Annotated in this window: 21 protein-coding genes; 18 read left to right on the top strand and 3 right to left on the bottom strand. The window is 46.7% G+C overall.

Features of this window, described 5'->3' with window-relative positions:
- Positions 1-33: 33 nt before the first annotated feature.
- Entirely contained in the window at positions 34-1,167 is a 1,134-nt protein-coding gene (locus tag Q4Q50_RS16930; protein WP_311900350.1) for a methyltransferase, read from the bottom strand.
- A gap of 148 nt (positions 1,168-1,315) precedes the next feature.
- On the opposite strand from Q4Q50_RS16930, the gene Q4Q50_RS16925 reads away from it, so the two are divergent.
- From Q4Q50_RS16925 to dinB, 17 genes are all read left to right on the top strand, one after another.
- Positions 1,316-2,014 (top strand): alpha-ketoglutarate-dependent dioxygenase AlkB family protein, encoded by a 699-nt coding sequence (locus Q4Q50_RS16925; RefSeq protein ID WP_311900348.1) that lies wholly within the window; start codon positions 1,316-1,318, stop codon positions 2,012-2,014.
- 170 nt (positions 2,015-2,184) lie between these two features.
- Positions 2,185-2,505, top strand: a complete 321-nt coding sequence (locus tag Q4Q50_RS16920) for a BolA family protein (protein WP_006080458.1) — start codon at positions 2,185-2,187, stop codon at positions 2,503-2,505.
- Positions 2,506-2,791: 286 nt separating this feature from the next.
- Positions 2,792-3,910, top strand: coding sequence for a TRAP transporter substrate-binding protein (locus Q4Q50_RS16915; protein ID WP_311900347.1), 1,119 nt, complete (start codon positions 2,792-2,794; stop codon positions 3,908-3,910).
- 168 nt (positions 3,911-4,078) lie between these two features.
- Positions 4,079-4,588, top strand: coding sequence for an S-ribosylhomocysteine lyase (gene luxS / locus Q4Q50_RS16910; RefSeq protein ID WP_311900344.1), 510 nt, complete (start codon positions 4,079-4,081; stop codon positions 4,586-4,588).
- A 165-nt stretch (positions 4,589-4,753) separates the two neighbouring features.
- On the top strand, positions 4,754-6,808 hold the full coding sequence (locus Q4Q50_RS16905; RefSeq protein ID WP_311900343.1) for a TonB-dependent receptor domain-containing protein: 2,055 nt from the start codon (positions 4,754-4,756) through the stop codon (positions 6,806-6,808).
- 401 nt (positions 6,809-7,209) lie between these two features.
- Positions 7,210-8,544, top strand: coding sequence for a Na(+)-translocating NADH-quinone reductase subunit A (locus Q4Q50_RS16900; protein WP_006083937.1), 1,335 nt, complete (start codon positions 7,210-7,212; stop codon positions 8,542-8,544).
- Positions 8,544-9,743, top strand: a complete 1,200-nt coding sequence (locus Q4Q50_RS16895) for an NADH:ubiquinone reductase (Na(+)-transporting) subunit B (protein WP_006080463.1) — start codon at positions 8,544-8,546, stop codon at positions 9,741-9,743. Before Q4Q50_RS16900 ends, Q4Q50_RS16895 begins: the two co-directional genes overlap by 1 nt.
- On the top strand, positions 9,736-10,524 hold the full coding sequence (locus tag Q4Q50_RS16890) for a Na(+)-translocating NADH-quinone reductase subunit C (RefSeq protein WP_311900342.1): 789 nt from the start codon (positions 9,736-9,738) through the stop codon (positions 10,522-10,524). The genes Q4Q50_RS16895 and Q4Q50_RS16890 overlap by 8 nt, the downstream gene beginning before the upstream one ends.
- Complete coding sequence (locus Q4Q50_RS16885; RefSeq protein WP_006080467.1) at positions 10,524-11,156, top strand: NADH:ubiquinone reductase (Na(+)-transporting) subunit D; 633 nt, start codon at positions 10,524-10,526, stop codon at positions 11,154-11,156. The genes Q4Q50_RS16890 and Q4Q50_RS16885 overlap by 1 nt, the downstream gene beginning before the upstream one ends.
- Before the next feature lie 5 nt (positions 11,157-11,161).
- Complete coding sequence (gene nqrE / locus Q4Q50_RS16880; protein ID WP_006080469.1) at positions 11,162-11,770, top strand: NADH:ubiquinone reductase (Na(+)-transporting) subunit E; 609 nt, start codon at positions 11,162-11,164, stop codon at positions 11,768-11,770.
- A 46-nt stretch (positions 11,771-11,816) separates the two neighbouring features.
- On the top strand, positions 11,817-13,073 hold the full coding sequence (nqrF, locus tag Q4Q50_RS16875; RefSeq protein WP_006080471.1) for an NADH:ubiquinone reductase (Na(+)-transporting) subunit F: 1,257 nt from the start codon (positions 11,817-11,819) through the stop codon (positions 13,071-13,073).
- Between the two features lie 98 nt (positions 13,074-13,171).
- On the top strand, positions 13,172-14,218 hold the full coding sequence (locus Q4Q50_RS16870; RefSeq protein ID WP_106651432.1) for an FAD:protein FMN transferase: 1,047 nt from the start codon (positions 13,172-13,174) through the stop codon (positions 14,216-14,218).
- 11 nt (positions 14,219-14,229) lie between these two features.
- Entirely contained in the window at positions 14,230-14,454 is a 225-nt protein-coding gene (nqrM, locus tag Q4Q50_RS16865) for a (Na+)-NQR maturation NqrM (protein ID WP_063884096.1), read from the top strand.
- Between the two features lie 261 nt (positions 14,455-14,715).
- The gene (gene bfr / locus Q4Q50_RS16860; RefSeq protein ID WP_006080475.1) at positions 14,716-15,189 is read left to right on the top strand and encodes a bacterioferritin; all 474 of its coding nucleotides are present in this window, start codon (positions 14,716-14,718) and stop codon (positions 15,187-15,189) included.
- 9 nt (positions 15,190-15,198) lie between these two features.
- Entirely contained in the window at positions 15,199-15,666 is a 468-nt protein-coding gene (bfr, locus tag Q4Q50_RS16855) for a bacterioferritin (RefSeq protein ID WP_006080476.1), read from the top strand.
- Positions 15,667-15,962: 296 nt separating this feature from the next.
- Positions 15,963-17,966, top strand: a complete 2,004-nt coding sequence (locus tag Q4Q50_RS16850) for a methyl-accepting chemotaxis protein (RefSeq protein ID WP_311900340.1) — start codon at positions 15,963-15,965, stop codon at positions 17,964-17,966.
- 189 nt (positions 17,967-18,155) lie between these two features.
- Positions 18,156-19,232, top strand: a complete 1,077-nt coding sequence (gene dinB / locus Q4Q50_RS16845; protein ID WP_311900339.1) for a DNA polymerase IV — start codon at positions 18,156-18,158, stop codon at positions 19,230-19,232.
- Between the two features lie 43 nt (positions 19,233-19,275).
- On the opposite strand, the gene Q4Q50_RS16840 is transcribed toward dinB, so the two are convergent.
- Positions 19,276-20,175 (bottom strand): LysR family transcriptional regulator, encoded by a 900-nt coding sequence (locus Q4Q50_RS16840; RefSeq protein WP_311900338.1) that lies wholly within the window; start codon positions 20,173-20,175, stop codon positions 19,276-19,278.
- Between the two features lie 92 nt (positions 20,176-20,267).
- Here Q4Q50_RS16840 and Q4Q50_RS16835 point away from each other — a divergent pair, with 92 nt between their 5' ends.
- Positions 20,268-21,200, top strand: a complete 933-nt coding sequence (locus tag Q4Q50_RS16835; protein WP_311900337.1) for a DMT family transporter — start codon at positions 20,268-20,270, stop codon at positions 21,198-21,200.
- A gap of 153 nt (positions 21,201-21,353) precedes the next feature.
- Here the strand turns inward: Q4Q50_RS16835 and Q4Q50_RS16830 are convergent, their stop codons facing one another.
- Entirely contained in the window at positions 21,354-23,000 is a 1,647-nt protein-coding gene (locus Q4Q50_RS16830; protein ID WP_311900336.1) for a methyl-accepting chemotaxis protein, read from the bottom strand.
- Positions 23,001-23,051: the final 51 nt, after the last annotated feature.

Below are 23,051 nucleotides of genomic sequence, written 5' to 3'. Positions count from 1 at the left end.
TGTGATGATTTCAGGCTGTTTTTTGACCTGACATTACTTCTTAGCCTGCAGGATCACAAATTTACCGTTGGAGGCGACTGTGGTGCAGTTTTTAAATAAGCGCTGTAATTTCACATGGTAAGCCAGATGGCGGTTGCCGACGATATGTAAAATCCCCCCGTCTTTTAAGCGGCGGCGAGCGTCTAAAAACATCTGCCACGCGATATGATCGGTAATGGCTTCACCTTGATGGAAGGGCGGATTACACAGCACCAGATCCGGTTGCACTTCTTCTGGCAGATGCGTCATGCAGTCGTCCCAATAGAAGTGGCCTTTGTCTGCAGGTAATTGATTACGAGCCCAGTTTGCCTTGGCTGATGCGACCGCCATTTCGGAATCGTCGATAAAGTGGATATCAGCTTCAGGGAATAACTGGGCGGTTCGCAGTCCCAGCACGCCATTGCCACAGCCGAGATCGACAATCGACTTAAAATCTCCTTTCGGCAAATTTTCGAGCATGATGCGTGCGCCAATATCGAGTTTGTTGGCGGCAAACACATTACTTAAGTTGCTGATCTCAAGTTGATATTCAGGTACGGCCCAAGTCACTTCTTTGGCTAATGGTCTGGGTTTACCATCACTGACACAGGTAATTACTCGGGTGTTTTTCCACGCTAAACTGGCGCTTGCAGGACCTAAATGCTTAGCAAAGATATCGAGCAAGGCGCCATTTATCGATTTGGCTTTGGCTGCCACTAATACACGAGTGCCAGCGGGTAACACTTGCGATAAGCGTGTTAGCTGGTGGGCAAAGTAGCTTAAGTTTTTAGGCAACTTCATCAATACTAAGGCTAAGTTTTCTGGCAAGGTATCGCGGCTGGTAAACCATTGCAGGTTATCCAGCGGCAACTGATTGCTGCCATGGTTTTGCTCTGTGCCTAAAAAGCTGGTTCTGGCATCGGTTTCAACACACAGTGGCCAACTTGGATTCAGTTTCGATACACCACAGCTTAAGGCGCCGAAACTGTCGTTGATAATGGCGGTTGGCACGGCGGCTTGCTCTGACTCAATAAGGCTTTTGAGTAAGTGTTCATCGGCGGCATCCCAAGCTTGAAGATTAGATTCTTGCTGAGCTGGATACCGTAAAAGTTCGAGTTCAACACCCGCTACTGAAAATTGTGTTGTCATGTGCCACACTGCGCCAATAAATTAAGGCGCAGATTATCGCAGATTTCATGGCTTAGTGCGACGGCTCAGCATCAAGAGCGAATGTTAGCCCTGCTATGGACGAAGCGGCAAGCAAACGGATCGATAGTTGCGGGGGACAAGTAGGTTGATGGCTAAAGATAATGAGCGGCGTGATAACCAAGGTTACGATTTGTTTTCTGAGCTTGATGATGACGCGGGTCTTGATTTACAGCTAAGTTTGAACCTTACCGATCACGGTTTGAACAAGACTGAGCAACCCACACCGCCAATCACCTTAGTGCGGGGTTATCTTAATGCTGAGCAGCAAGCAGTGCTGATAAAAGAAGCGCAGACTTATCCCTTAAGTCGCCCTGAAATCCAAGTATTCGGTCAGTTTCACGCGATTCCCCGCCAGCAAGTGTGGTTTGGCGATTTGGGCTGTGACTATTTATATTCAGGACTGTTTATCCGCGCCTTACCTTGGCCTAAATATGCCAATAAGTTGAGGGAAAAGTTAACGCGGGATTATGGATTGACCAGCAATGGGGTATTAGTCAATCGCTACGCAGATGGTAAAGATTGCATGGGAGCCCACAGCGATGATGAACCAGAAATTGCCCATGGTAGCCATATTGCGTCTATTACCTTAGGCGCCACGCGGGATTTTGTGCTTAAGCATAAACACAGCCAAACCAAGTACAACATCAGTTTGCACAGCGGCGATCTGCTCATCATGCATTGGCCCATGCAAAACGACTGGTTACACAGCTTACCTAAACGCTTGAAAATAAAGGAGCCCCGCTGGAACTACACCTTTAGACAACTCATCGTTAATTTCCATGGCTAAATGCCCGTTGTTAAATGCCTACTGTTAACTGTTTGTGGCTGCGGACTGCCTGCCAAATAAGGTGAGATATAATGTGGTCGTAGATCAGCAAACTGAATAAGTGAATTTGATCTTTTCCACCTGAAGCAGTACTCTGCGGCCACTGGATTTCCCCATTCTGAGACTCGAATATGTCCAATACTCATGCGCAGGGCACAGTGGCTAACACTATCACGCAGAAGTTAACCGAAGGCTTCTCGCCGACGCACTTAGAAGTGATCAACGAAAGTAATCGTCACCATGTGCCACCGAATTCAGAAACCCATTTCAAAGTTGTGCTCGTGAGCGAGCAGTTTGATGGTTTACGCCTCTTGGCCCGTCATCGATTGGTTAACACTCACTTAGCCCATGAGCTAGCTAATGGCGTGCATGCCTTGTCAATTCACACTTTCACTCAAAGTGAATGGGATGCGAATGCACAAGTGCCTAATACGCCAAATTGTCGCGGTTAATTAAAAATTATTGCAGTTAATCAATAGACTAATTAATCAGCTCTACAAAGTTAATTAGTTTAGATCCCAAGGCCACTCCTCATCGAGTGGCTTTTTGTTTTAGGTCAAACTAAGGTCATTTTCTGGTTTCTGTGCCCGAGTTTCTGGTTTCCCTATAGGCGTTTCTGTGTTAACAATATGTTCTATTTTAAGGGTTTGGGTGATGCGATTGCGGAGCTCTGTCCTGAGAGCATGTTCACGTCTATTGGCACTATGGGTTCGTTTTATTTCAGGGAGAGTATTAAAAATGCGTAAGTTTGGGAGTGTGCTCGTCTTAATGCTGCTGATGGCGCTGAGCGGTTGTAACCCCGTAGCTAGTGATGCGCAAAACGTAGCCTTTTCCCATGCAGCAACGGATGATCCCCAAGCTATCCCCGCAATTGAATGGCGCCTTGCAACCTCTTGGCCCAAAAACTTCCCCGGTTTAGGTATGGCACCTGAGCGTTTTGCGCATTTAGTCGATGACATGTCTAACGGTCGGTTAAAAATTCAGGTTTATGGCGCGGGGGAATTGATGCCAGCGTTTGCCATCTTTGATGGCGTGAGTCAGGGAAAAATTCAAATGGCCCATGCCGCTTCTTATTACTGGAAAGGTAAGGCGCCCGCTGCGCAGTTTTTTTCATCGATTCCCTTTGGTATGACAGCGCAAGAAATGAACGGCTGGCTTCACTACGGCGGTGGCATGGCGTTGTGGGAAGAAGTGTATCGCCCCTTTGGCATCATTCCCCTCGCGGGTGGCAATACGGGCATGCAAATGGGCGGCTGGTTCAATAAACCGATTAATACGATTGCCGATTTTAAGGGGCTGAAGATCCGTATGCCGGGCTTGGGCGGCGAAGTGTTAAAGCGTGTCGGCGCTATTCCTGTGAATATGGCGGGGCGTGAACTCTATGGTGCGCTACAAACTGGCTCGATTGATGCGGCTGAGTGGGTGGGGCCATTGAACGACCTTGCCTTCGGTCTACATAAAGTGGCGAAGTACTACTATTACCCTGGTTGGCATGAGCCGGGTTCTAATATGGAATTCTTGATTAATAAAGCCGCCTTCGAGAGTTTACCTCAAGATTTACAAGCCATAGTTAAAGTCGCGGCGAGAGCCATTAATCAAGATATGCTCGATGAATACACGACCCGAAACGTGGCCGCCCTTGAAACCTTAGTGAATGATGAAGGGGTGGTGCTTAAAGCGTTTCCACCGAAAGTGTTGTTGGAACTTGAGAAAATTTCTAAACAAGTGATTGAAGAGCAAGCTAATCAAGATCCTTTAATGCGCAAAGTGTACGCCGCCTATCACGCCTACGAGCAAGGTGTACGCCAGTATCATAAAATATCTGAGGATGCTTACAGCCAACAGCGTCAACACTAAATGCGTGCCGTTTTTAGCACTCACTGTCACATTAACAGCTGATTTATATGAGATGATTTCATCTTAAATTATCTTGTTATCGGCGTAATTCATTTGGTGTTATGCTTGCAAGCCATAAATAGACAGTTACAGTGGCGTTGATGTCGCCCTGAGAATTTGGAGATCCCTATGCCATTACTTGATAGCTTTACCGTCGATCATACTCGAATGAATGCCCCAGCAGTTCGTGTTGCTAAGCACATGAGCACGCCAAAGGGCGATGCGATTACGGTATTCGATCTACGTTTTTGCGCACCGAATAAAGATATTCTCAGTGAGCGTGGTATTCACACTCTGGAGCATTTATTTGCTGGCTTTATGCGTGACCATTTAAATGGTAGCAATGTTGAGATCATCGATATTTCGCCAATGGGATGTCGTACCGGCTTTTATATGAGTTTGATTGGAGAGCCGACTGAGCGCCAAGTGGCCGATGCGTGGTTAGCTTCGATGGAAAATGTGCTTAAAGTGGTTGAGCAGTCTGAAATCCCTGAGCTGAACGAATACCAATGCGGTACGTATGAGATGCATTCGTTAGAGCAGGCACAAGATATCGCCCGTAATATTATTGCGGCTGGCGTGAGTGTGAATCGCAATGATGATTTGAAATTAAGCGACGAAATTCTAGGTAATCTGTAACGGTTTGCACTCTTACTTGTATAAGAGTGCTTAGCCAGTAAATTCAGTTTCCTAAAGTTAATGAGAGAAAGCGACGAGAGTCGCTTTTTTTTTCAAACAAATTCAGCTATTTTACAAGTTAATAACAAAAACACCGTACGCTAACAAAATTTTTGGGAGCTTGGTATGCCTAGTCGTTACTTCACAGTATCACTCTGTGCAATTTCTGTATCTCTTGCCTGTTCTAACACAACGTTCGCCGATGATTTCCACAGTCAAATGCTTGAACTGAATCAGCTCAATGACACATTCCACTCCACTGCTGACAGTTTAGCGTTAGGCCAGTTAACGGCTTTGACGGTTTTACCTGCGGATCTTAACGGAAATCCAGCAAGCATTAGTATGCGCAGCGCGAGTCAAGGCGTGGCCATATTGCAAGATAGAGTGTATTTCTCACCTGCGCCTTATTCTGCACCGCAATTACAACTATTACCCAATCTGCTGCAACAACAGAGTGTCACAGTCACGCCAATGGCGAACATGGCTGTTGGTGGGCAAGGGGCGTTTGGGGTGGTGAGTTATCAAACTTTACCTGTAGCCGAGCAAGCGGAAAACAGTAAGGTAACGCTCGAAGGCAATACGGATGCTGACTACAGTGTCGATGTGAATTGGGGCGTGAAGCAAAAAGAATACGGCATGATACTCGCGGTTAACTACAGCGATGGTAGCGGCGCCGATCACTTACTCAATGGTCAAGATATTGACCGCCAAACCACTGATATCTTATTTAAAATCAATGCTGCGAGTTTATTAGGTGCCCGAAGTCCACAGGTGACTGAGTTTACCTATCAGTTCCTCGATGATGATAGCAATCGCTCCCAACTCGGTTTAACGCCAGCAGATTGGCAACAAGATCCTATGAGTTTGTATTCGGCCACGGCGGCAGATAAGCATCAAGGGCGACACCATAAGTATCAATTGTCACACCAAGTTGCGTTAAGTGGTGGGCATAAGGTCATCACTGACTTTTATTATCAATCCTATTCGCAGCAATTAAATCAACTTAATCAATTTGATGGGCAAATGCTCGATACCCAGAGTTTAGCAGCGCTGGCCGCATTTGAACGGCAGCCGACAGTCGATGGCGTCGCGGTCGCCTCCTTACAACAAGACAATGATTTCAGCTCCTTTGGGGTACAAACTGAGTCGGTGAATCAATATGGCGCCCATCAAATTAGCTTGAGTGCCCGTTATCATACGGATAAAGCCGAGATGCACCTTGGTGAACAGCAAAGTCTATGGCAGCAGGACTTGAGTCTAGTGAGTGATGCGCCCGATGCGCTGTTGGCATATACCGATGATGCGACCGCATTCACCTCGGCCATCGATTCCTTGTTTAATTGGGACGGATTGCAGCTCAAACTCGCGCTTGCCTATGAAAAAGTGGACGTCAATCGCGAGGTCAATCTAGCCTACGCCGGACTCGAAGCGGCAGATTTTTCCGACAGCGATTGGATGCCACAACTTGGCGTTTTATATCATGCTGGAGATTGGCGCTTTAGTACGGATATTCGACGCTCATGGACCGCCGCGAGTGCGGGGAATCTTGAGCAAGAGGCACAAGTGTCGCTGCAATATCAAGTCAGCGCCCAATATGCCAGCGAGCATTTTAGTGCAGACATCAAAACCTACGTCCAAGATTTTGATAATCTGCATGTCAATTGCGATGCGTATACTCAATGTGCCGACAGTCGTTTGTGGGTTCAAGGCAATGTCGTGGATGTGCTGACCAAAGGGGTTGAGCTGAATCTTGGCTATCAGTGGGAACTGGGCAGCGTGCAGTTACCTTTAGCATTGAATTATCAGTATTCAAATGCCGAGTATCAAACCAATAGCTGCAATGAAATTCAAGGCTGCGTCGTGGCTGGCGATAGGGTGGCGTGGTTACCCGAGCAGCAGCTGCAGTTGAGTGCTGGAATGAAGTATGCCGAATATGAACTGAACGCGAATGTCTTTTATCAATCGGAGCGGGAAATGGGCCAATTTGGCGCCGAATTACAGCCTGTCGCTGCACAATGGCGGGTAGATTTAGCGGCGAATTATCATTTTAACCGTCACCATGAGATTTATTTTCGGATAGAAAACCTCTTAGATGAGACATTAGTCACGACAGCATCAAATAGCGGAATTCGATCGGAAAATGGACGTATTAGCTATTTAGGTTATCAATGGCGCTTTTAAGTTGAACTTTATTTCGTTTGAATTTAAATCAATTGAAACAAATAAGATCGATTTAAGCCGTGTTTAGTGGATGTTTCGACTTTTTGCTAAATTAAATCTTTAATTATTAATGCTATAGTACCCAGTGGCCGTAATATTCTCTCTTTCTGATCCGTCACTAGGTCGGAAGGCGAACGCTGTAGCGCATGATTCTTTTCAATCCATTTTTTAGGTTTGAAATCACCTATAATTTTCGTGGCGATGCCAAGTCAATTGGGGTAAAATGCGCGCGACCAGCGTGATTGCGATCGCATTTCTGTGATAAATCTGCGCTAGCTCAATGCAGTAGGTTTTGTTTAAAACCTAAGTATTTAGCAGGAACGCGGCGCATTGTCTTTCCTTCAAACGTAGTGCTTGTGGATATGATTACAATTAAGAAAGGATTGGAACTGCCTATAGCAGGCGGACCAGAGCAAGTTATCCATAATGGCCCAGCCATTAAACATGTAGCTACTTTGGGTGAAGAGTATATTGGCTTACGTCCAACGATGAAAATCAAAGTGGGCGATAAAGTACAAAAAGGCCAGGTTCTTTTTGAAGATAAGAAGAATTTAGGCGTTAAATATACGGCTTTAGCCAGTGGTACTATATTAGACATTAACCGGGGCGCCCAGCGTGTTCTGCAGTCTGTTGTCATTGCAGTGGAAGGAAACGAAAGCGTTGCCTTTGCTAAATATGATGCCACTGCACTCGATACGCTCGACTCGCAGTTAGTCCGTGACAATCTGATCGAATCAGGTTTATGGACTGCATTGCGTACTCGTCCTTTTAGCAAAGTTCCTGCTGTAGACTCTTCTGCTGCTGGTATTTTTGTAACCGCAATAGATACTCAACCTCTTGCCGCTGATCCCGTTGTGGTGATCCGTGAGCATAAAGAAGATTTTGCTAATGGTCTTAAGGTCTTAGCAAGACTTACTGACGGTAAAGTTTACCTTTGTAAAGCGCCTGGCGCTGATATTCCTGCCGCAAACGCCCAAGTTGAAGAATTTGCTGGTGTGCACCCTGCAGGATTAGTCGGTACTCATATTCACTTCTTATTGTCTGCCTCTGCAAAACGTACCGTTTGGCATATTGGTTACCAAGATGTAATAGCAATTGGTCAGCTATTTACAACGGGTGAGCTCAATACCGAACGTGTTATTGCGATCGCAGGCCCTAAAGCGGCTAAGCCAAGACTCGTACGCACTGTTGTGGGCGCGAGTATGACTGAATTAACCGCAGGTGAAGCCTTAGATGGTAATGTTCGTCTGATTTCAGGCTCTGTTCTGAATGGTCGTACAGCCGTTGGCCCACAAGGGTATTTAGGTCGTTACCATGTTCAAGTAAGTCTGTTAGAAGAAGGTACAGAGAAAGAATTTTTAGGCTGGGTATTACCAGGCTCAGACAAATATTCTATCACTCGTGCATTCTTAGGACATCTTGCTCCTTCTCGTCTGTTCAGTATGACGACCAGTACAGGTGGTTCAGACCGCGCTATGGTGCCAATTGGTAACTATGAGCGTGTAATGCCATTGGACATTCTTCCTACTATGTTGTTGCGTGACTTGATTTCAGGTGACTTTGACGGTGCTGCCACGTTAGGCGCGTTAGAGTTAGATGAAGAAGATCTCGCACTGTGTACGTTCGTATGTCCAGGCAAGTATGACTACGGTTCATATCTGCGTGACTGTCTAGATACGATCGAGAGGGAAGGCTAATGAGCTTGAAAGATTTTTTCGAACGTATTGAACCCGACTTTGAAAAAGGCGGTAAATACGAAAAGTTTTATGCCCTATTCGAAGCGGCATACACGATTTTTTATACCCCAGGTAAAGTGAACAAGGGCAAAACCCACGTTCGCGATAACCTCGACCTAAAACGTATGATGATTACGGTTTGGGCTTGTGCTTTCCCAGCGATGTTCGTGGGTATGTACAACGTAGGTTTACAAGCTCAATTAGCTTTAGTGGCTGGTTTTGCTACCCCTGACGTATGGCAAGTGAGCTTGTTCAGCATGTTCGGTACTGAACTGACGGCAAACTCTGGCTGGCCTGCGCTAATGTGGTATGGCGCCTGTTTCTTCCTACCTATCTATGCGGTGACCTTCGCCGTCGGTGGTATCTGGGAAGTGCTGTTTGCCTCTATCCGCGGTCATGAAGTCAACGAAGGTTTCTTCGTTACCTCTATCCTGTTCGCTTTAACGCTGCCAGCAACTATCCCATTATGGATGGTGGCGCTGGGTATCACCTTCGGTGTGGTTGTGGCGAAAGAAGTGTTCGGTGGTACAGGGCGTAACTTCTTAAACCCAGCGCTAGCGGGTCGTGCCTTCCTGTTCTTCGCTTATCCGTTGAACATGTCGGGTGATACCTCATGGGTTGTGGCTGACGGCTACTCAGGTGCGACTGCACTGAGCCAAGCTGCTGCGGGCACATTAGATTACGCAATTAACCAAAACTGGTGGGATTCGTTCTTCGGGTTCATTCCAGGTTCAGTGGGTGAAGTGTCTACATTAGCGATTCTGTTAGGTGGTTTGGTCATCATCTACACCCGTATCGCTTCATGGCGCATTGTTGGCGGTGTAATGGTCGGTATGATTGCCATTTCTACTCTGCTTAACGTTGTCGGTAGCGACACTAACCCAATGTTTGCAATGCCTTGGTACTGGCACTTAGTGTTAGGTGGTTTTGCGTTTGGCATGATGTTTATGGCGACAGACCCAGTGTCAGCGTCATTCACTAACCAAGCTAAATGGGCATACGGTATCTTGATCGGTGCAATGGCTGTGTTTATCCGCGTGATTAACCCTGCATTCCCTGAAGGCATGATGTTGGCAATTCTGTTTGCTAACTTGTTCGCGCCATTGTTCGACCACTTCGTGGTTCAGGCAAATATCAAGCGGAGGATTGCCCGTGGCTAGTAATAAAGATTCGTTCGGCAGAACCTTATTTATCGTCGTTGGCCTATGTCTGATTTGTGCGATATTTGTGTCTACTGCAGCAGTGTTACTGAGACCGACTCAAGCAGAAAATAAACTGCTCGATAAGCAAAAGTACATTCTGGAAGCCGCTGGTCTTATCGATACTAAAGCTGGCAAGGTCACCAAAGCGCAAATTCTGGATACATACGGCAAACACATCGAAGCTAAACTGGTCGATTTGAAAACGGGTGCTTGGGTTGAGGGTGTTGATGCTGACACTTATGATCAACGTAAAGCGTCTCGTGATGTGAAAACCTCATTTGTACCTGAGAACGACATTGCTTCTGTGAAACGCGTAGCGGATAACGCTGTGGTTTATCTTGTTCGTGATGAACAAGGCAAATTAACGAGTGTGATCCTGCCAATCCATGGTTATGGCCTTTGGTCTACTATGTATGCCTTCCTTGCTATGGATGCTGATCTAAACACAGTGCAAAGCTTAGTCTACTATGAGCAAGGCGAAACGCCGGGCTTAGGTGGCGAAGTGCAAAATGCTCAGTGGAAAGCGAAATGGCATGGCAAAAAGTTATTTGATGAGCAAGGTAACATTGCTATCAGCGTAACGAAAAACCCAGCTGTTGCTAGCACTGAATACGGTGTAGACGCATTATCTGGCGCAACCTTAACGAGTAACGGTGTGCAACATTCACTGACATTCTGGTTAGGGAAAGAAGGTTTTGCGAGTTTCATTGAAAAAGCACGCAATGGAGGTCTCAACTAATGTCTGACGCTAAAGAACTGAAACAGGTTCTGACCGGACCTATAGTCAACAACAACCCGATTGCTTTACAAGTACTTGGTGTATGTAGTGCATTAGCGGTAACGAGCAAGCTCGAAACTGCACTGGTAATGGCGTTGGCGTTAACTGCGGTAACCGCGTTTTCGAACCTGTTTATCTCAATGATCCGTAATCATATTCCAAGCAGTGTGCGTATTATCGTACAGATGACCATTATTGCCTCTTTGGTAATCGTGGTTGACCAATTGCTGCAGGCTTATGCTTATCAGATCTCTAAGCAGCTGTCGGTATTCGTCGGTCTGATTATTACGAACTGTATCGTAATGGGTCGTGCCGAAGCTTACGCGATGAAAACACCGCCAATGATGAGCTTTATGGATGGTATCGGTAACGGTTTAGGTTACGGTGCGATTCTGTTAGCTGTTGGCTTCGTACGTGAACTGTTTGGTAACGGTTCTCTGTTCGGTGTTGAAATCCTGCACAAGATCTCTGATGGCGGCTGGTACCAACCAAACGGTCTGCTACTACTGCCTCCGAGTGCGTTCTTCCTGATCGGTGTTTTGATTTGGATTATTCGTACCTATAAGCCAGAGCAAGTTGAAGCAAAAGGGTAAGTGCGATGGAACATTATATTAGCCTGTTAATTCGCTCTGTTTTCATTGAAAACATGGCACTGGCCTTCTTCCTAGGTATGTGTACTTTCTTGGCTGTGTCTAAGAAAGTCACCACAGCCATGGGCCTAGGGATTGCGGTAGTTGTAGTGTTAACTATCTCTGTCCCAGCAAACCAAGTTATCTATCAAGGGCTGCTAGCTCCTGGTGCACTTGCTTGGGCTGGCGCACCTGAAGCTGACTTAAGCTTCTTGAAATTCATTACCTTTATCGGTGTGATTGCGGCTTTGGTTCAAATTCTGGAAATGGCACTGGACAAGTACTTTCCACCTTTGTACAACGCATTAGGTATTTTCTTACCTTTGATCACAGTGAACTGCGCGATTTTTGGTGCGGTATCATTCATGGTTGAGCGTGACTATAAGTTAGGCGAAAGTGTGGTGTTTGGTTTCGGCTCAGGAGTGGGTTGGGCATTAGCTATCGTATTGATGGCCGGTATCCGTGAGAAGCTGAAGTATGCCGACGTGCCTAACGGCCTACGTGGTTTAGGTATTACCTTTATCACTGCTGGTTTGATGGCCTTAGGTTTCATGTCGTTTTCTGGTGTGTCTCTGTAAGAGACGCATAACGGCTTCTTGAATTGGACCTTCTAAGGATAAGTTAATGGATATTCTTGGTATTTTTAAATCTACTCCGCTCGAGGTTTACCTCGGTGTGAGTATGTTTACTGCTATCGTCCTCATCTTGGTATTAGTGATTTTATTCGCTAAGTCTAAGTTAGTGGCTAGCGGTGACATCACGATCGGCATTAATGACGATCCTGAAAAAGCAATTACAACCGGTGCTGGCGGTAAGTTGTTAGGCGTTTTGGCTAACAGCGGTATCTTCGTATCGAGTGCATGTGGTGGCGGTGGCTCATGTGGCCAATGTCGCGTAGTGATTAAGTCTGGCGGCGGCGATATTCTGCCAACAGAACTTGACCACATTAGCAAAGGTGATGCCCGTAAAGGCTGTCGTCTTTCTTGTCAGGTTAACGTTAAGAACGATATGGAAATCGAGCTTGACGAAGAAATCTTCGGTATCAAGAAATGGGAATGTGAAGTTATCTCTAACGATAACAAAGCCACTTTCATTAAAGAGCTGAAGCTGCAAATTCCTGATGGCGAATCTGTACCATTCCGTGCTGGCGGTTATATTCAAATCGAAGCACCTGCTCACCATGTTAAATATGCAGATTTCGACGTACCTGCACAATACCGTGGCGACTGGGAGCACTTCGGTTTCTTCAATCTTGAATCTAAGGTTGATGAAGAAACTATCCGTGCATACTCAATGGCTAACTACCCAGAAGAGTTCGGTATTATCATGCTGAACGTGCGTATTGCTACGCCTCCACCACGTAACCTGACTCTGCCTTGCGGTAAGATGTCATCTTACATTTGGAGCTTAAAAGCTGGCGATAAAGTGACAATTTCTGGCCCATTCGGTGAATTCTTCGCGAAAGATACCGATGCAGAAATGGTGTTTATTGGCGGTGGTGCGGGTATGGCGCCAATGCGTTCACATATCTTCGACCAACTGAAGCGTCTTCAGTCTAAACGTAAGATGAGCTTCTGGTACGGTGCTCGTTCTAAGCGTGAAATGTTCTACGTAGAAGACTTCGACGGCCTAGCGGCTGAGAATGATAACTTCGTATGGCATGTGGCACTTTCAGATCCTCAACCAGAGGATAACTGGGATGGTTACACAGGTTTTATTCATAACGTATTGTATGAAAACTATCTGAAAAACCATGATGCACCAGAAGATTGTGAGTTCTACATGTGTGGACCTCCAATGATGAACGCTGCCGTAATTGGTATGTTGAAAAATCTTGGTGTCGAAGACGAAAACATCTTGTTGGATGACTTCGGCGGCTAATGTTCATTAGTCCTAGATAGAAAAGTTGCAGATGTTGAGGATAATCTCTCATCTGCAACTTTTGCATTTAAGGGCCCAAATAAGAGTAGTAGGTCACTATGTTTCAGACCTTAAAGATCAATACCTCAGTATTAAAGCATTCATTTAACTGGCTAGTCCTCGTAGGGCTGGCCTTTTTTGTTTCAGCCTGCTCAAAGCAGAACGAGGTCATTTCATTAGCGGGCAGCACTATGGGGACGACTTATCACATTAAAGTCGTGCCGAATGAGCAGATGCCGACGGCGCAATTACTTCAAGCGGAAATTGATTTAGCCCTTGAGCTAGTCAATGACCAGATGTCGACGTATCGCCCAAATTCAGAATTATCCCGTTTCAACCAATTGCCATTGGAACAAAGCGTTGAAGTTTCAGCGGATACCATCAAAGTGGTGCAAGAGGGAATACGCTTATATCAAGTGACGGATAAGGCACTTGATATTACCTTAGGTCCTTTAGTTAACCTGTGGGGATTTGGTCCTGATAAGCGCCCAACGAAAGTTCCGACTCAGGCCGATATCGATGCGGCGAAAGCCAAAACCGGTATTAGTGAGCTTTCGATAGAAGGTCATCGTTTAAGTAAGCATAACGCGCATTTGTACGTAGACCTGTCATCAATCGCCAAAGGGTTTGGGGTTGATAAAGTTGCTTCTATTCTCGATAAATACCACGCGACTGGGTATTTAGTTGAAATTGGCGGTGAGCTCAGCATTAAAGGTGCTAAAGGCGATGGTAGCTCTTGGCGCGTTGCCATAGAGCAACCGACCGATGATGGCTCTGAAGCCGTACAGCAGGTTATCTCACCAGGGACTATGGCGATGGCGACCTCGGGCGATTATCGTAATTATTATGAGGAAGACGGCCAACGTTTTACCCATATAATTGATCCACGTACCGGTTTGCCAATCAATCATAAGCTAGCATCTGTGACCGTATTGCATCAGAATTGCATGACTGCCGATGGCTTTGCGACGGCTATGATGGTTTTAGGTACAGAAGCATCATTGGAGCTTGCCAAGAAGGAACACTTGGCGATAATGCTAATTGAAAAGCAAGGCGAAGGATTTAAAGTCTATTACAGTGACGCCTTCAAGCCTTTCCTTAAGTAGTTGGAGTTAACATGAGCACTTTTATCGCGGCATTTGTAGTTTTATTACTGTTCTTTTTGCTGATGTCGATAGGTTATCTCATCAAGCGCAAAGCCGTCGAAGGAAGCTGTGGCGGTTTAGGTGTTCTAGGGATTGAGAAAGCGTGTGATTGTGATGACCCTTGTGACAAACGTAAACGTCGTATGGCCGCTGAAGAAGCGCGCCGTGAGAAGTTAACCAAAGATCGTATTATTTAATATTCTCTCAATCGTCTGTTTCGACAATAGCCTCCCATCTGGAGGCTATTTTTTTGCATGAAACTTATCAAGCTAGACCATCCAATTAAATTTATCCTTGGGTTATGAGGGAGATAGCGCGTTAATCTAAGCAGGAATGAGAATGCTTTTCATCATTAAGTTAGTGAAATATAAAGATAATTTGAGTTGATGGGTAAATTGTACTAGGCTAGAAGCTTGATTTAGATCAATCTTTTTCACGCTTACCAAGGATAGTAACTTATGAAAGGTCATCCTAAAGTGGTTGGGCAACTGAATCGGGTGCTTACCTGTGAGTTGACCGCCATCAATCAATATTTCCTCCATGCCCGCATGTTTAAACATTGGGGCTTAGAGAAACTCAATCACGTCGAATACAAAAAATCCATCCAAGATATGAAGCACGCCGATAAGCTCATCGAGCGCGTGTTGTTTTTGGAAGGTCTGCCAAATTTGCAGCAACTCGAGAAACTTCGCATTGGTGAACATAGCCAAGAAATGCTCGACTGCGATCTGGCCATGGTGCAAGAGCAGCTTACATTGCTGCGTGATGCGATTAGCCTGTGTGAAGCCGAGCAAGACTATGTGAGCCGCGATCTGCTGGAAGACATCCTTGAAGACGAGGAAGAACACTTAGATTGGCTCGAGTCGCAGCAAGAGCTCATTACGCTAACCGGTATTCAAAATTATCTTCAATCGCAAATTAGCGACCAATAGGAGCGGGATATGAAAGGCGATAAAGACGTCATCGATGCGTTAAATCGACTCCTAACGGGAGAACTCTCGGCAATGGATCAATATTTTGTCCATGCACACATGTACGAAGATTGGGGCTTGAATGAACTTTATGAGCGCATCGCCCATGAGTCTGATGATGAAAAAGCCCATGCGGCCAAATTAGTACAGCGTATTTTATTCCTCGAAGGAACGCCTAATGTTGCCGCCCGTGAGGCGTTGAACATAGGTAAAGATGTGGAAGAGATGCTGCGTAATGATCTCGCCTACGAGTACAAGGTCGCGGACGATTTGCGCCAAGTGATTGCCCTGTGTGAGCAGAAGCAAGATTACCAGACCCGCGAAATCCTCGAAGTGTTACTCGACGATACTGAGTCGGACCACATGTATTGGCTCGAAAAACAACTCGGACTTATCGACCGTGTCGGGCTGCAAAACTACCTGCAAACTAAGATGTAATCGCTAAATCGAGATCAGCGAGACTAACTCGCTGATCTTATTTCTACCGCTTCCTATTTTTCGAATCCCTATATAGTCTATCTGACTGTAAAACTCTGCCTCTACAAACTCATCATCTGCAATCTGCCTTAAATTTAGCGAATCCTGTTATATGTTCAATATCCTTTCTTTACAAATACTTATTTACGTTTTTTATGGTGATTCCATCTGTTGTTAACAGGTAAAAATTGTTACCGTGTAAAACTATTTTTGCGAGCCATATTGTTAAGTTGTTGGTCAGCCAGACGGGAAGATTGATGGGATATATGAAACGTTCTCTAAGTTTGCAGTTAGTGGTGACTATCGTTGGTGCGCTTGCTGTACTGCTTACCTTAGTCGCCGCTTTGTTGGTGACGAAAGAAAGTGATAACACGCGAAAGCAGGTCGATGCGGATATTTCGGCGCTGGTTGCCTTAAAAGCCAATGAGATCAGCGGTTACTTTATTGCTAAGGGCCAAGTGATCCATTCAGTATTTGCCGAGCCGGGTTTAGTCAAATGGTTTACTCAGTATCACGCCCGTGGCAGTCATCTCGCGACTGATCGCCAGTATCAAGACATTATTGCTTACTTTAAGTCTTTCTCCGATCGCGATAGCGATGTTAAGTCTGTGTTTTTTGGCTCGGCCAATACCTTCGAGTACTTTGACCTTAATGGCCGCTTCGATGGCGACCCAGATTACTACACCAACAAACGACCTTGGTGGCAGGAGGCGATTGACCAGCGTGGCTTGTTTGTTGGCGATCCTGCGGTCGATGCGAACGATGGTTCAATTTCTGCCACGGTTAAAACCCCTGTTTATGCTGCCAATGGTGAGCTGATTGGGATCGGCGGCATGGATATCTTGATTGATACTATTGGTAAATCCCTGCTGGCACCGATCAAATACCGTGACTTTGGCCAAGCTTTCTTGATGACAGACGAAGGCAAGCTAGTGTATTTCCCTGGTTTTTCCGAGCGTTTCCCGCCGGGCTCCTTGGCGAATCAAGTGGATACTCAGTTTAAGGACACATCAGGATTTTCGGCATTACGACAACAGATGCAAAGGGAAGCGCAAGGGTTTGCTAATGTTACATTTAATGGCGTTCCCCAGCGGGTGAGCTTTGTGACCGTGGGCGGCGATTATCCCAAACAAAAGTGGCACTTAGCCTTTATGTTGCCCCACGAAGTGATTGAAGCACCAGTGACCGCCGCGTTCTGGAATGCCAGTATGGTCGCCATAGGTATCATGCTGCTAATGGGCGTGACGGTATGGTTGATGTTGCTGCCCTTTAGACGCCAGTTAGCTAAGTTATTGGATGCGATGGAAGATATCGCCGAAGGTGACAGTGATTTATCAAAACGTATTCTAATGGATCGAGAAGATGAGTTAGGCAAACTTGGCGATGCCTTTAACCGCTTTGCCGAGAAAGTGCAGCATATGTTGTTAGATACGCGCAGCTTAACCCAAGAGGTTGGGACGGGCGTTATTGATGCGCGGCAGATCTGCGACTTAGCCGTGTCGTCGGTCTCATCGCAAAAGCAGCAGATAGATTCGGTTGCCACCGCCGCGACGCAAATGGCGCAAACCAGTCAAGAAATGGCTGTCAGTGCCCAGCGGGCGAATGATTTTGCCCAGAAGGCGCAAACTCAGGCCCACGATGGTACACAGATTGTTTCCCGTGCGACCGAAGGGATGAAAGCGCTGTCACAGCAAGTGATTGCGGCGGCGAAAGTGATTAAACACTTACGCAATAGCTCAGAGCAAATCGGTGAAGTCTTGAGCGTGATCCGTAATATTGCCGAACAAACCAATCTATTGGCATTGAATGCGGCGATTGAAGCGGCGCGTGCGGGTGAGCAAGGCCGTGGCTTTGCTGTGGTGGCAGACGAAGTGCGCACGCTGGCATCCCGTACCCAAGATTCTACCGCTAACATTCAAGGTATTATTCACACCTTGCAACAAAGCGCATTGCAGGCCGAGCAAGTGATGGAATCGGGCGTTGAGCAAGCGAAAGCGGGGCAAGAGCTAACGACTCAGGTCGAAGCGGCACTGAATGATATTGCGACGGCGATTATGTCAATCCAACAGCAAACGGTTGAAATAACCGTAGCAATCGATCAGCAAGCCGTGGCAGCCGAGGAAGTGGCGCTCAATGTCGATAATGTGCGGGGGTTGTCGGATCAGTCTTTGCTTTCGAGTCAGGACTTGTCGCAAAGCTTGCAAGGCTTTGAGGATATGACCCGCGCACTTACTCGCAATATCGGCCAATTTAAGATTTAAGCCTGAGTTGGTCAGTGAACTATTTGCTCACTGACCATCAGCTCAATCACGGCATCACTCATAGTGCACTCACAAAAGGAGCTTAGGCTCCTTTTAATTTTAGGTTTCCCGCCCGATCCCCGCTAAATTGATGACGAACACTTGATTACTGTTTTTATATACAGTATTTTGGCGTTAGAGGAATTCAACGTGCGAAAAATTATTCACATCGATATGGACTGCTATTTTGCGGCAGTGGAAATGCGCGACTTTCCCGAATACCGTGGCAAGCCTTTAGCTGTGGGCGGCAGCAGCGATCGTCGTGGTGTTATTAGCACTTGCAGTTACGAGGCACGTAAATTCGGTGTGCGTTCGGCGATGGCGACCGCTTATGCCTTTAAGTTGTGTCCCGATCTCATTTTGGTTCCTGGGCGGATGCAGGTTTATAAAGATGTCTCACTGCAAATTCGTGAAATTTTCTCCCGCTATACCCCATTGATTGAGCCGTTGTCCTTAGATGAAGCCTATTTAGACGTGAGTGAGTGCCAACAATATAAGGGCTCGGCGACCTTGATTGCGCAGGCCATTCGCCGCGATATCTTAGCCGAAACGGGGTTAACCGCTTCGGCTGGCATAGCACCAGTGAAGTTTTTAGCTAAGGTTGCCTCGGATTTGAATAAGCCAAACGGCCAATATGTGATTACCCCAGAGACACTCCCTGAGTTTGTTAAAACCTTATCGCTGCGTAAAATTCCCGGTGTCGGCAAAGTCACCGCCGAAAAGCTCTCCTCGCTTGGTCTCAATACCTGTGGTGATGTGCAAGCCTATTCTAAAGCTGAGTTATTGGCGCGATTCGGTAAGTTTGGTGGTGTCTTGATTGAACGTGCCCAAGGCATAGATGAGCGGGGCATTTCTGCCGACAGGGAGCGTAAATCGGTGGGTGTTGAAACCACGTTAGCGAAGGATATTTATAGCCTAGAGCAGTGCCAACAAGTGATGCCAGGATTGATCCAAGAATTAGCCCTACGTTTGAGCCGCAGCGCTAAGGAGCGCAAAATTCACAAGCAAGTGGTCAAGCTCAAGTTTAATGATTTCAAGCAAACCACTATCGAGCATCGCAGCGATGAAGTCTCGATTGTGATGTTCTATGATCTACTCGCACAGGCGATGGCAAGGCAAGAGGGGCGCGGCATTCGCCTATTAGGTATTTCGGTCGGCCTCGCCGATTCTATCCTCGCAGTGCCCGAAATCCCAAATGCCCAGACTCAGCTTGATTTAGCGCTCTAGCTGTTTACTGAGTCGATACGCCGCAGACTCACGCCTGAATGGCTCAATAAGCCTCGGGTGGATTTGCCAACATAAAATCAATTAACAGTCTGACCCGTAAGGGCAGGTTGTCCCGATCGCGATACATCAAGTAGGCTGTGCGCGGAATACCTTGCCATTCTGGCAGTATTTGAACGAGCTTGCCGCTTTGTATCTGTTCACTCGCCATGCTGATGGGTAATAGTCCAATACCGAGCCCCGCCACTACAGCCTGACTGGCGATCGCCATATCATCGACGGCTAATTTGATGTTACCTCTTGGCTCAAACTCGACATTTTGCCCAGTGCTTTTGTGCTGTAAACGCCACGTTTTTGTGGGCTTAGCGATGATAACCGGATGCAGATCCAGTTCTTCTATGGATTGCAGTGTATGCCACTGGATTGCCGGTGTGCTGGCGCAAAGCACAAAGCTAATCGTGGTAAGTGGCCTTGCAATCCAATCGGGATCTTTAGGTTCGCCCACTCGAAAGGCGATATCGATGGCGTTTTCACTGACATCGATATTCATGTTCGACAGACTTAAATCGATATCAATATTGGGATAATGCCGTTGGAAGGCGTTGAGTGATTCACCCAGCCAGCGATAGGTTGTATTGATGGGCGCCGAGATCCGCAATTTGCCAACCGCTTGATGTTTATCCGCATGCAACTCACCGGATACCTGGTTTAACTCGATAAACAGCGGGCCGCAGCGTTCGAGATACCGCTGACCTGTAGCGGTAAGGTTGACTCTATGGGCGTCTCTGTGCAGTAAACGCAGGCCTAATGATTGTTCTAACAGATTGATTCGACGGCTTAAGGTTGAAGGTGGAATGCCTAAGTGCTGCGCCGCGAGCTTAAAGCTCCCTTGTTGTGCCACCACCCAAAATAAGCGCATATCGTCTAAGGAATAATTAAGTTTCATATTTGGAATTTAAGCTCTCAATCTTGTTTGTTTTAATAATATATGAAACTTATAAACTAAGCTCAATCCCAATTACCTCCCTAGAGTCCGATATGAAATCCCATACACCTTACATGACAATTGTTTGTCTACTGATTTGCGTTTTTAGCTGGGGCAGTGTGTTTCCGATTGCTAAGCGAGTGCTGGAGGAGATGTCAGGGGAATCCCTCGTATTCTGGCGTTTTACCATTGCGGCTGTGACTCTGGCGTTATATATCGTTTTTACTCGTCAGGCTTGGCCCAAATTGAGTTTGGCGCAATACATTGTCATAGCGCTAGTAGGCGTGATTGGTGTGGGCGGCTTAAATCTGGCGTTATTTAATGGGCTGCAGCACACCTCTGCCGCCAATGGCGCCTTGATTATGGCGCTCAGCCCGCTGGTGACTTCAATCGTCAACGCGCTATTACAGCGTGAATGGCTCAGCAGGCAGCAAGTGTTCAGCTTAGTGGGCGGTTTGGCGGGCGTACTGTTAGTGATCACTAACGGCAGTATGCAGCAATTACTCAATTTTAGTTTTAGCCAAGGTGATGTGATGATTGCCGCTGGCATGTTGGCGTGGAGTGGTTATACCATTTGTTCGCAACGGGTCGGCCATTGGTTGCCTGTGTTGCCCTTTACCTTGCTGAGTATGATAGCAGCCAGTGTGTCTATGTCCGTGGTTGGGCTTGGCCGAGGTGAGTTTCACCCTTGGCAGGAGTTGATGGGGCTGTCGACGACGGCTTTGTCTAGCGTGCTCTACATAGGTTTGTTCGCCACTGTGCTCGGTTATCTGTTTTGGATTAACGGCGTTAAGGCGCTTGGCCCCGCTAAGGCATCGGTCTTTTTTAATCTCGTGCCCGTTTTTGCGGCATTAACGGCGTTAGCCATGGGGCAGGCGGTAACGGAAATTCAATTGGTGGGTATGCTGATAGTAATCCTTGCGTTGATGTTACCTATGTTAGTCAACCTACGCGCGGCAAGAGGCTTAGTGGTTAAGCGCTGCTAATCTATGCTAGCTTTGCTGTTTAAATATAAGGGAGCACCTGAATTCAGATCATCACTGCGACAGGTTTATGCTCCCTTATTCGGTAGAGGGGACTTTTCAAACATCACTGATTTACAAAAGGTAACTTATATAAAAACTTTCACTCTCAACAAATTACAGTTTAAAACGACTGACCAGCGCCGTGAGGTTACCCGCCATTGACGAGAGTTGTACGCTTGCGGCGTAGATTTCATCAGTGTTGCGTAAACTGTCCTCCGACTGTTCGGCAATGTGTTGAATATTTTGATGACTCTCATTGGCCATAGTGGTTTGCGCTTTGGCAGCGAGGGCGATTTGATTATTCATTTCGCTGATCTGGCTCACCATTTCTGCAATATGCGCTAGGGCTTCACCGGCATTACTGGCGGCTTCGACGCTTGAAATCGCCTTTTCATTACCGATATTAATTGCCGCCACAGCGCTTTGGGTGCCATTTTGCACATTGGCGATCATCAATTTAATTTCTTCGGTGGATTGGTGGGTCTTAGAGGCGAGGGAGCGCACTTCATCGGCAACCACAGCAAAGCCGCGTCCTTGTTCGCCCGCTCGCGCCGCTTCAATCGCTGCGTTAAGGGCTAATAGATTCGTCTGCTCGGCAATAGATTGGATCACCTCAAGCACGCGGCCGATATGTTGGCCTTCTTGTTCGAGTTTGTTGATCTGCATTTCGGCTGAGCCTACATCTCCTGCGAGTTCACGAATTACATTGATGGTTTTTTTCACTCTCTCTTGGCCATCGGCGGTAAAGACATCGGCTTGTTTCGCGGCATCGGCGGCATGACTGGCACTGACAGACACTTCTTGCACTGAGGCAGCAATGTGATCACTGGCATCGGCGATTCTATGGGTGGCCGCCTGTTGATCCATCAAGGTATGTTTTGCCGTGGCACTGGTTTTGGCTAGCCCTTCGGCGGCGACATTCAGCTCCGAAGTAGATTGTTTAAACTGCGAGATAATGCCGTGTAAATTATCGAGGAAGTGATTGAAGGCATTGGCAAGATCACCCAGTTCGTCCTTAGAGGTTAGCTGGATTCGCTCGGTCAAATCGCCATCACCATCGGTAATGTCGTGGATTTTCGCGAGCAAAACTGCGAGTGGCTTACTGATGAGTTTAGGCAGCGCAACGATGAACAGAATGCAGATCAGGATACTAATCGTTAAAGCAATTAACTGCATCTGCTGCCCACGATAGGCGTCATCATCCACTTGGGTGACGGCTGCTGCCGTGTTGCTGTTTAAGTCATCGATCAACTGATTAATATTTTGATGCAACTGCTCGAATTGCGTCGCTGCTTGGCCAAAGCTCAGATCAATGGCGGTCGTGCGACCGTTACGGCCATTTTGGGTGCGCTGATTGCTGATTTCAGAAGTGGTGGTACTCCACGCCTCGAAACTGCGATTTAATTCATTGAGTTTTTCTTTTGCGAGGGGACTAGTGGTCACCTTGGAAAACTGATTAAGGTGTTCTTTGACCAAAGATATACTATTAGTGTGCTGTTTTAGAAGGCTATTATAGGAGTCAGTGCCCACGTTAACGAACATCAGGCTACGTTCGGCAACTTGCGCTTGGTAAAGCTCTTTATCAGCTTGCAGCAGTTCAGATTGGCTCGGTAAGTATTCGAGTGCGAGCGTATTTGCGCTGTTATTTAATGCTTTAAGCCCTAAGATGCCAGTTGAAGAGGCGAAGATGACTACGCCAGCGAGTAGCAGACTCGGGTAAGTCAGTTTCTGGTTAACGGAAAGATCTTTATACCATTCCATAGCCACGCCCTCCTTGATTGATACACTGAAAGGTGAGGGCCGCGATAACCA

The sequence above is a fragment of the Shewanella scandinavica genome (assembly GCF_031932065.1).
GTDB lineage: Bacteria > Pseudomonadota > Gammaproteobacteria > Enterobacterales > Shewanellaceae > Shewanella > Shewanella baltica.
Note: the sequence above shows the minus strand (reverse complement) of the source record. Positions and strands in the feature narration are given on the sequence as shown.

What these genes read in the sequence shown, in the direction of transcription:
- Q4Q50_RS16930 (WP_311900350.1), bottom strand. Translation starts at nt 1,167, where the DNA reads ATGACAACACAATTTTCAGTAGCGGGTGTTGAACTCGAACTTTTACGG.
- Q4Q50_RS16925 (WP_311900348.1), top strand. Translation starts at nt 1,316, where the DNA reads ATGGCTAAAGATAATGAGCGGCGTGATAACCAAGGTTACGATTTGTTT.
- Q4Q50_RS16920 (WP_006080458.1), top strand. Translation starts at nt 2,185, where the DNA reads ATGTCCAATACTCATGCGCAGGGCACAGTGGCTAACACTATCACGCAG.
- Q4Q50_RS16915 (WP_311900347.1), top strand. Translation starts at nt 2,792, where the DNA reads ATGCGTAAGTTTGGGAGTGTGCTCGTCTTAATGCTGCTGATGGCGCTG.
- luxS (WP_311900344.1), top strand. Translation starts at nt 4,079, where the DNA reads ATGCCATTACTTGATAGCTTTACCGTCGATCATACTCGAATGAATGCC.
- Q4Q50_RS16905 (WP_311900343.1), top strand. Translation starts at nt 4,754, where the DNA reads ATGCCTAGTCGTTACTTCACAGTATCACTCTGTGCAATTTCTGTATCT.
- Q4Q50_RS16900 (WP_006083937.1), top strand. Translation starts at nt 7,210, where the DNA reads ATGATTACAATTAAGAAAGGATTGGAACTGCCTATAGCAGGCGGACCA.
- Q4Q50_RS16895 (WP_006080463.1), top strand. Translation starts at nt 8,544, where the DNA reads ATGAGCTTGAAAGATTTTTTCGAACGTATTGAACCCGACTTTGAAAAA.
- Q4Q50_RS16885 (WP_006080467.1), top strand. Translation starts at nt 10,524, where the DNA reads ATGTCTGACGCTAAAGAACTGAAACAGGTTCTGACCGGACCTATAGTC.
- nqrE (WP_006080469.1), top strand. Translation starts at nt 11,162, where the DNA reads ATGGAACATTATATTAGCCTGTTAATTCGCTCTGTTTTCATTGAAAAC.
- nqrF (WP_006080471.1), top strand. Translation starts at nt 11,817, where the DNA reads ATGGATATTCTTGGTATTTTTAAATCTACTCCGCTCGAGGTTTACCTC.
- Q4Q50_RS16870 (WP_106651432.1), top strand. Translation starts at nt 13,172, where the DNA reads ATGTTTCAGACCTTAAAGATCAATACCTCAGTATTAAAGCATTCATTT.
- nqrM (WP_063884096.1), top strand. Translation starts at nt 14,230, where the DNA reads ATGAGCACTTTTATCGCGGCATTTGTAGTTTTATTACTGTTCTTTTTG.
- bfr (WP_006080475.1), top strand. Translation starts at nt 14,716, where the DNA reads ATGAAAGGTCATCCTAAAGTGGTTGGGCAACTGAATCGGGTGCTTACC.
- bfr (WP_006080476.1), top strand. Translation starts at nt 15,199, where the DNA reads ATGAAAGGCGATAAAGACGTCATCGATGCGTTAAATCGACTCCTAACG.
- Q4Q50_RS16850 (WP_311900340.1), top strand. Translation starts at nt 15,963, where the DNA reads ATGGGATATATGAAACGTTCTCTAAGTTTGCAGTTAGTGGTGACTATC.
- Q4Q50_RS16840 (WP_311900338.1), bottom strand. Translation starts at nt 20,175, where the DNA reads ATGAAACTTAATTATTCCTTAGACGATATGCGCTTATTTTGGGTGGTG.
- Q4Q50_RS16835 (WP_311900337.1), top strand. Translation starts at nt 20,268, where the DNA reads ATGAAATCCCATACACCTTACATGACAATTGTTTGTCTACTGATTTGC.
- Q4Q50_RS16830 (WP_311900336.1), bottom strand. Translation starts at nt 23,000, where the DNA reads ATGGAATGGTATAAAGATCTTTCCGTTAACCAGAAACTGACTTACCCG.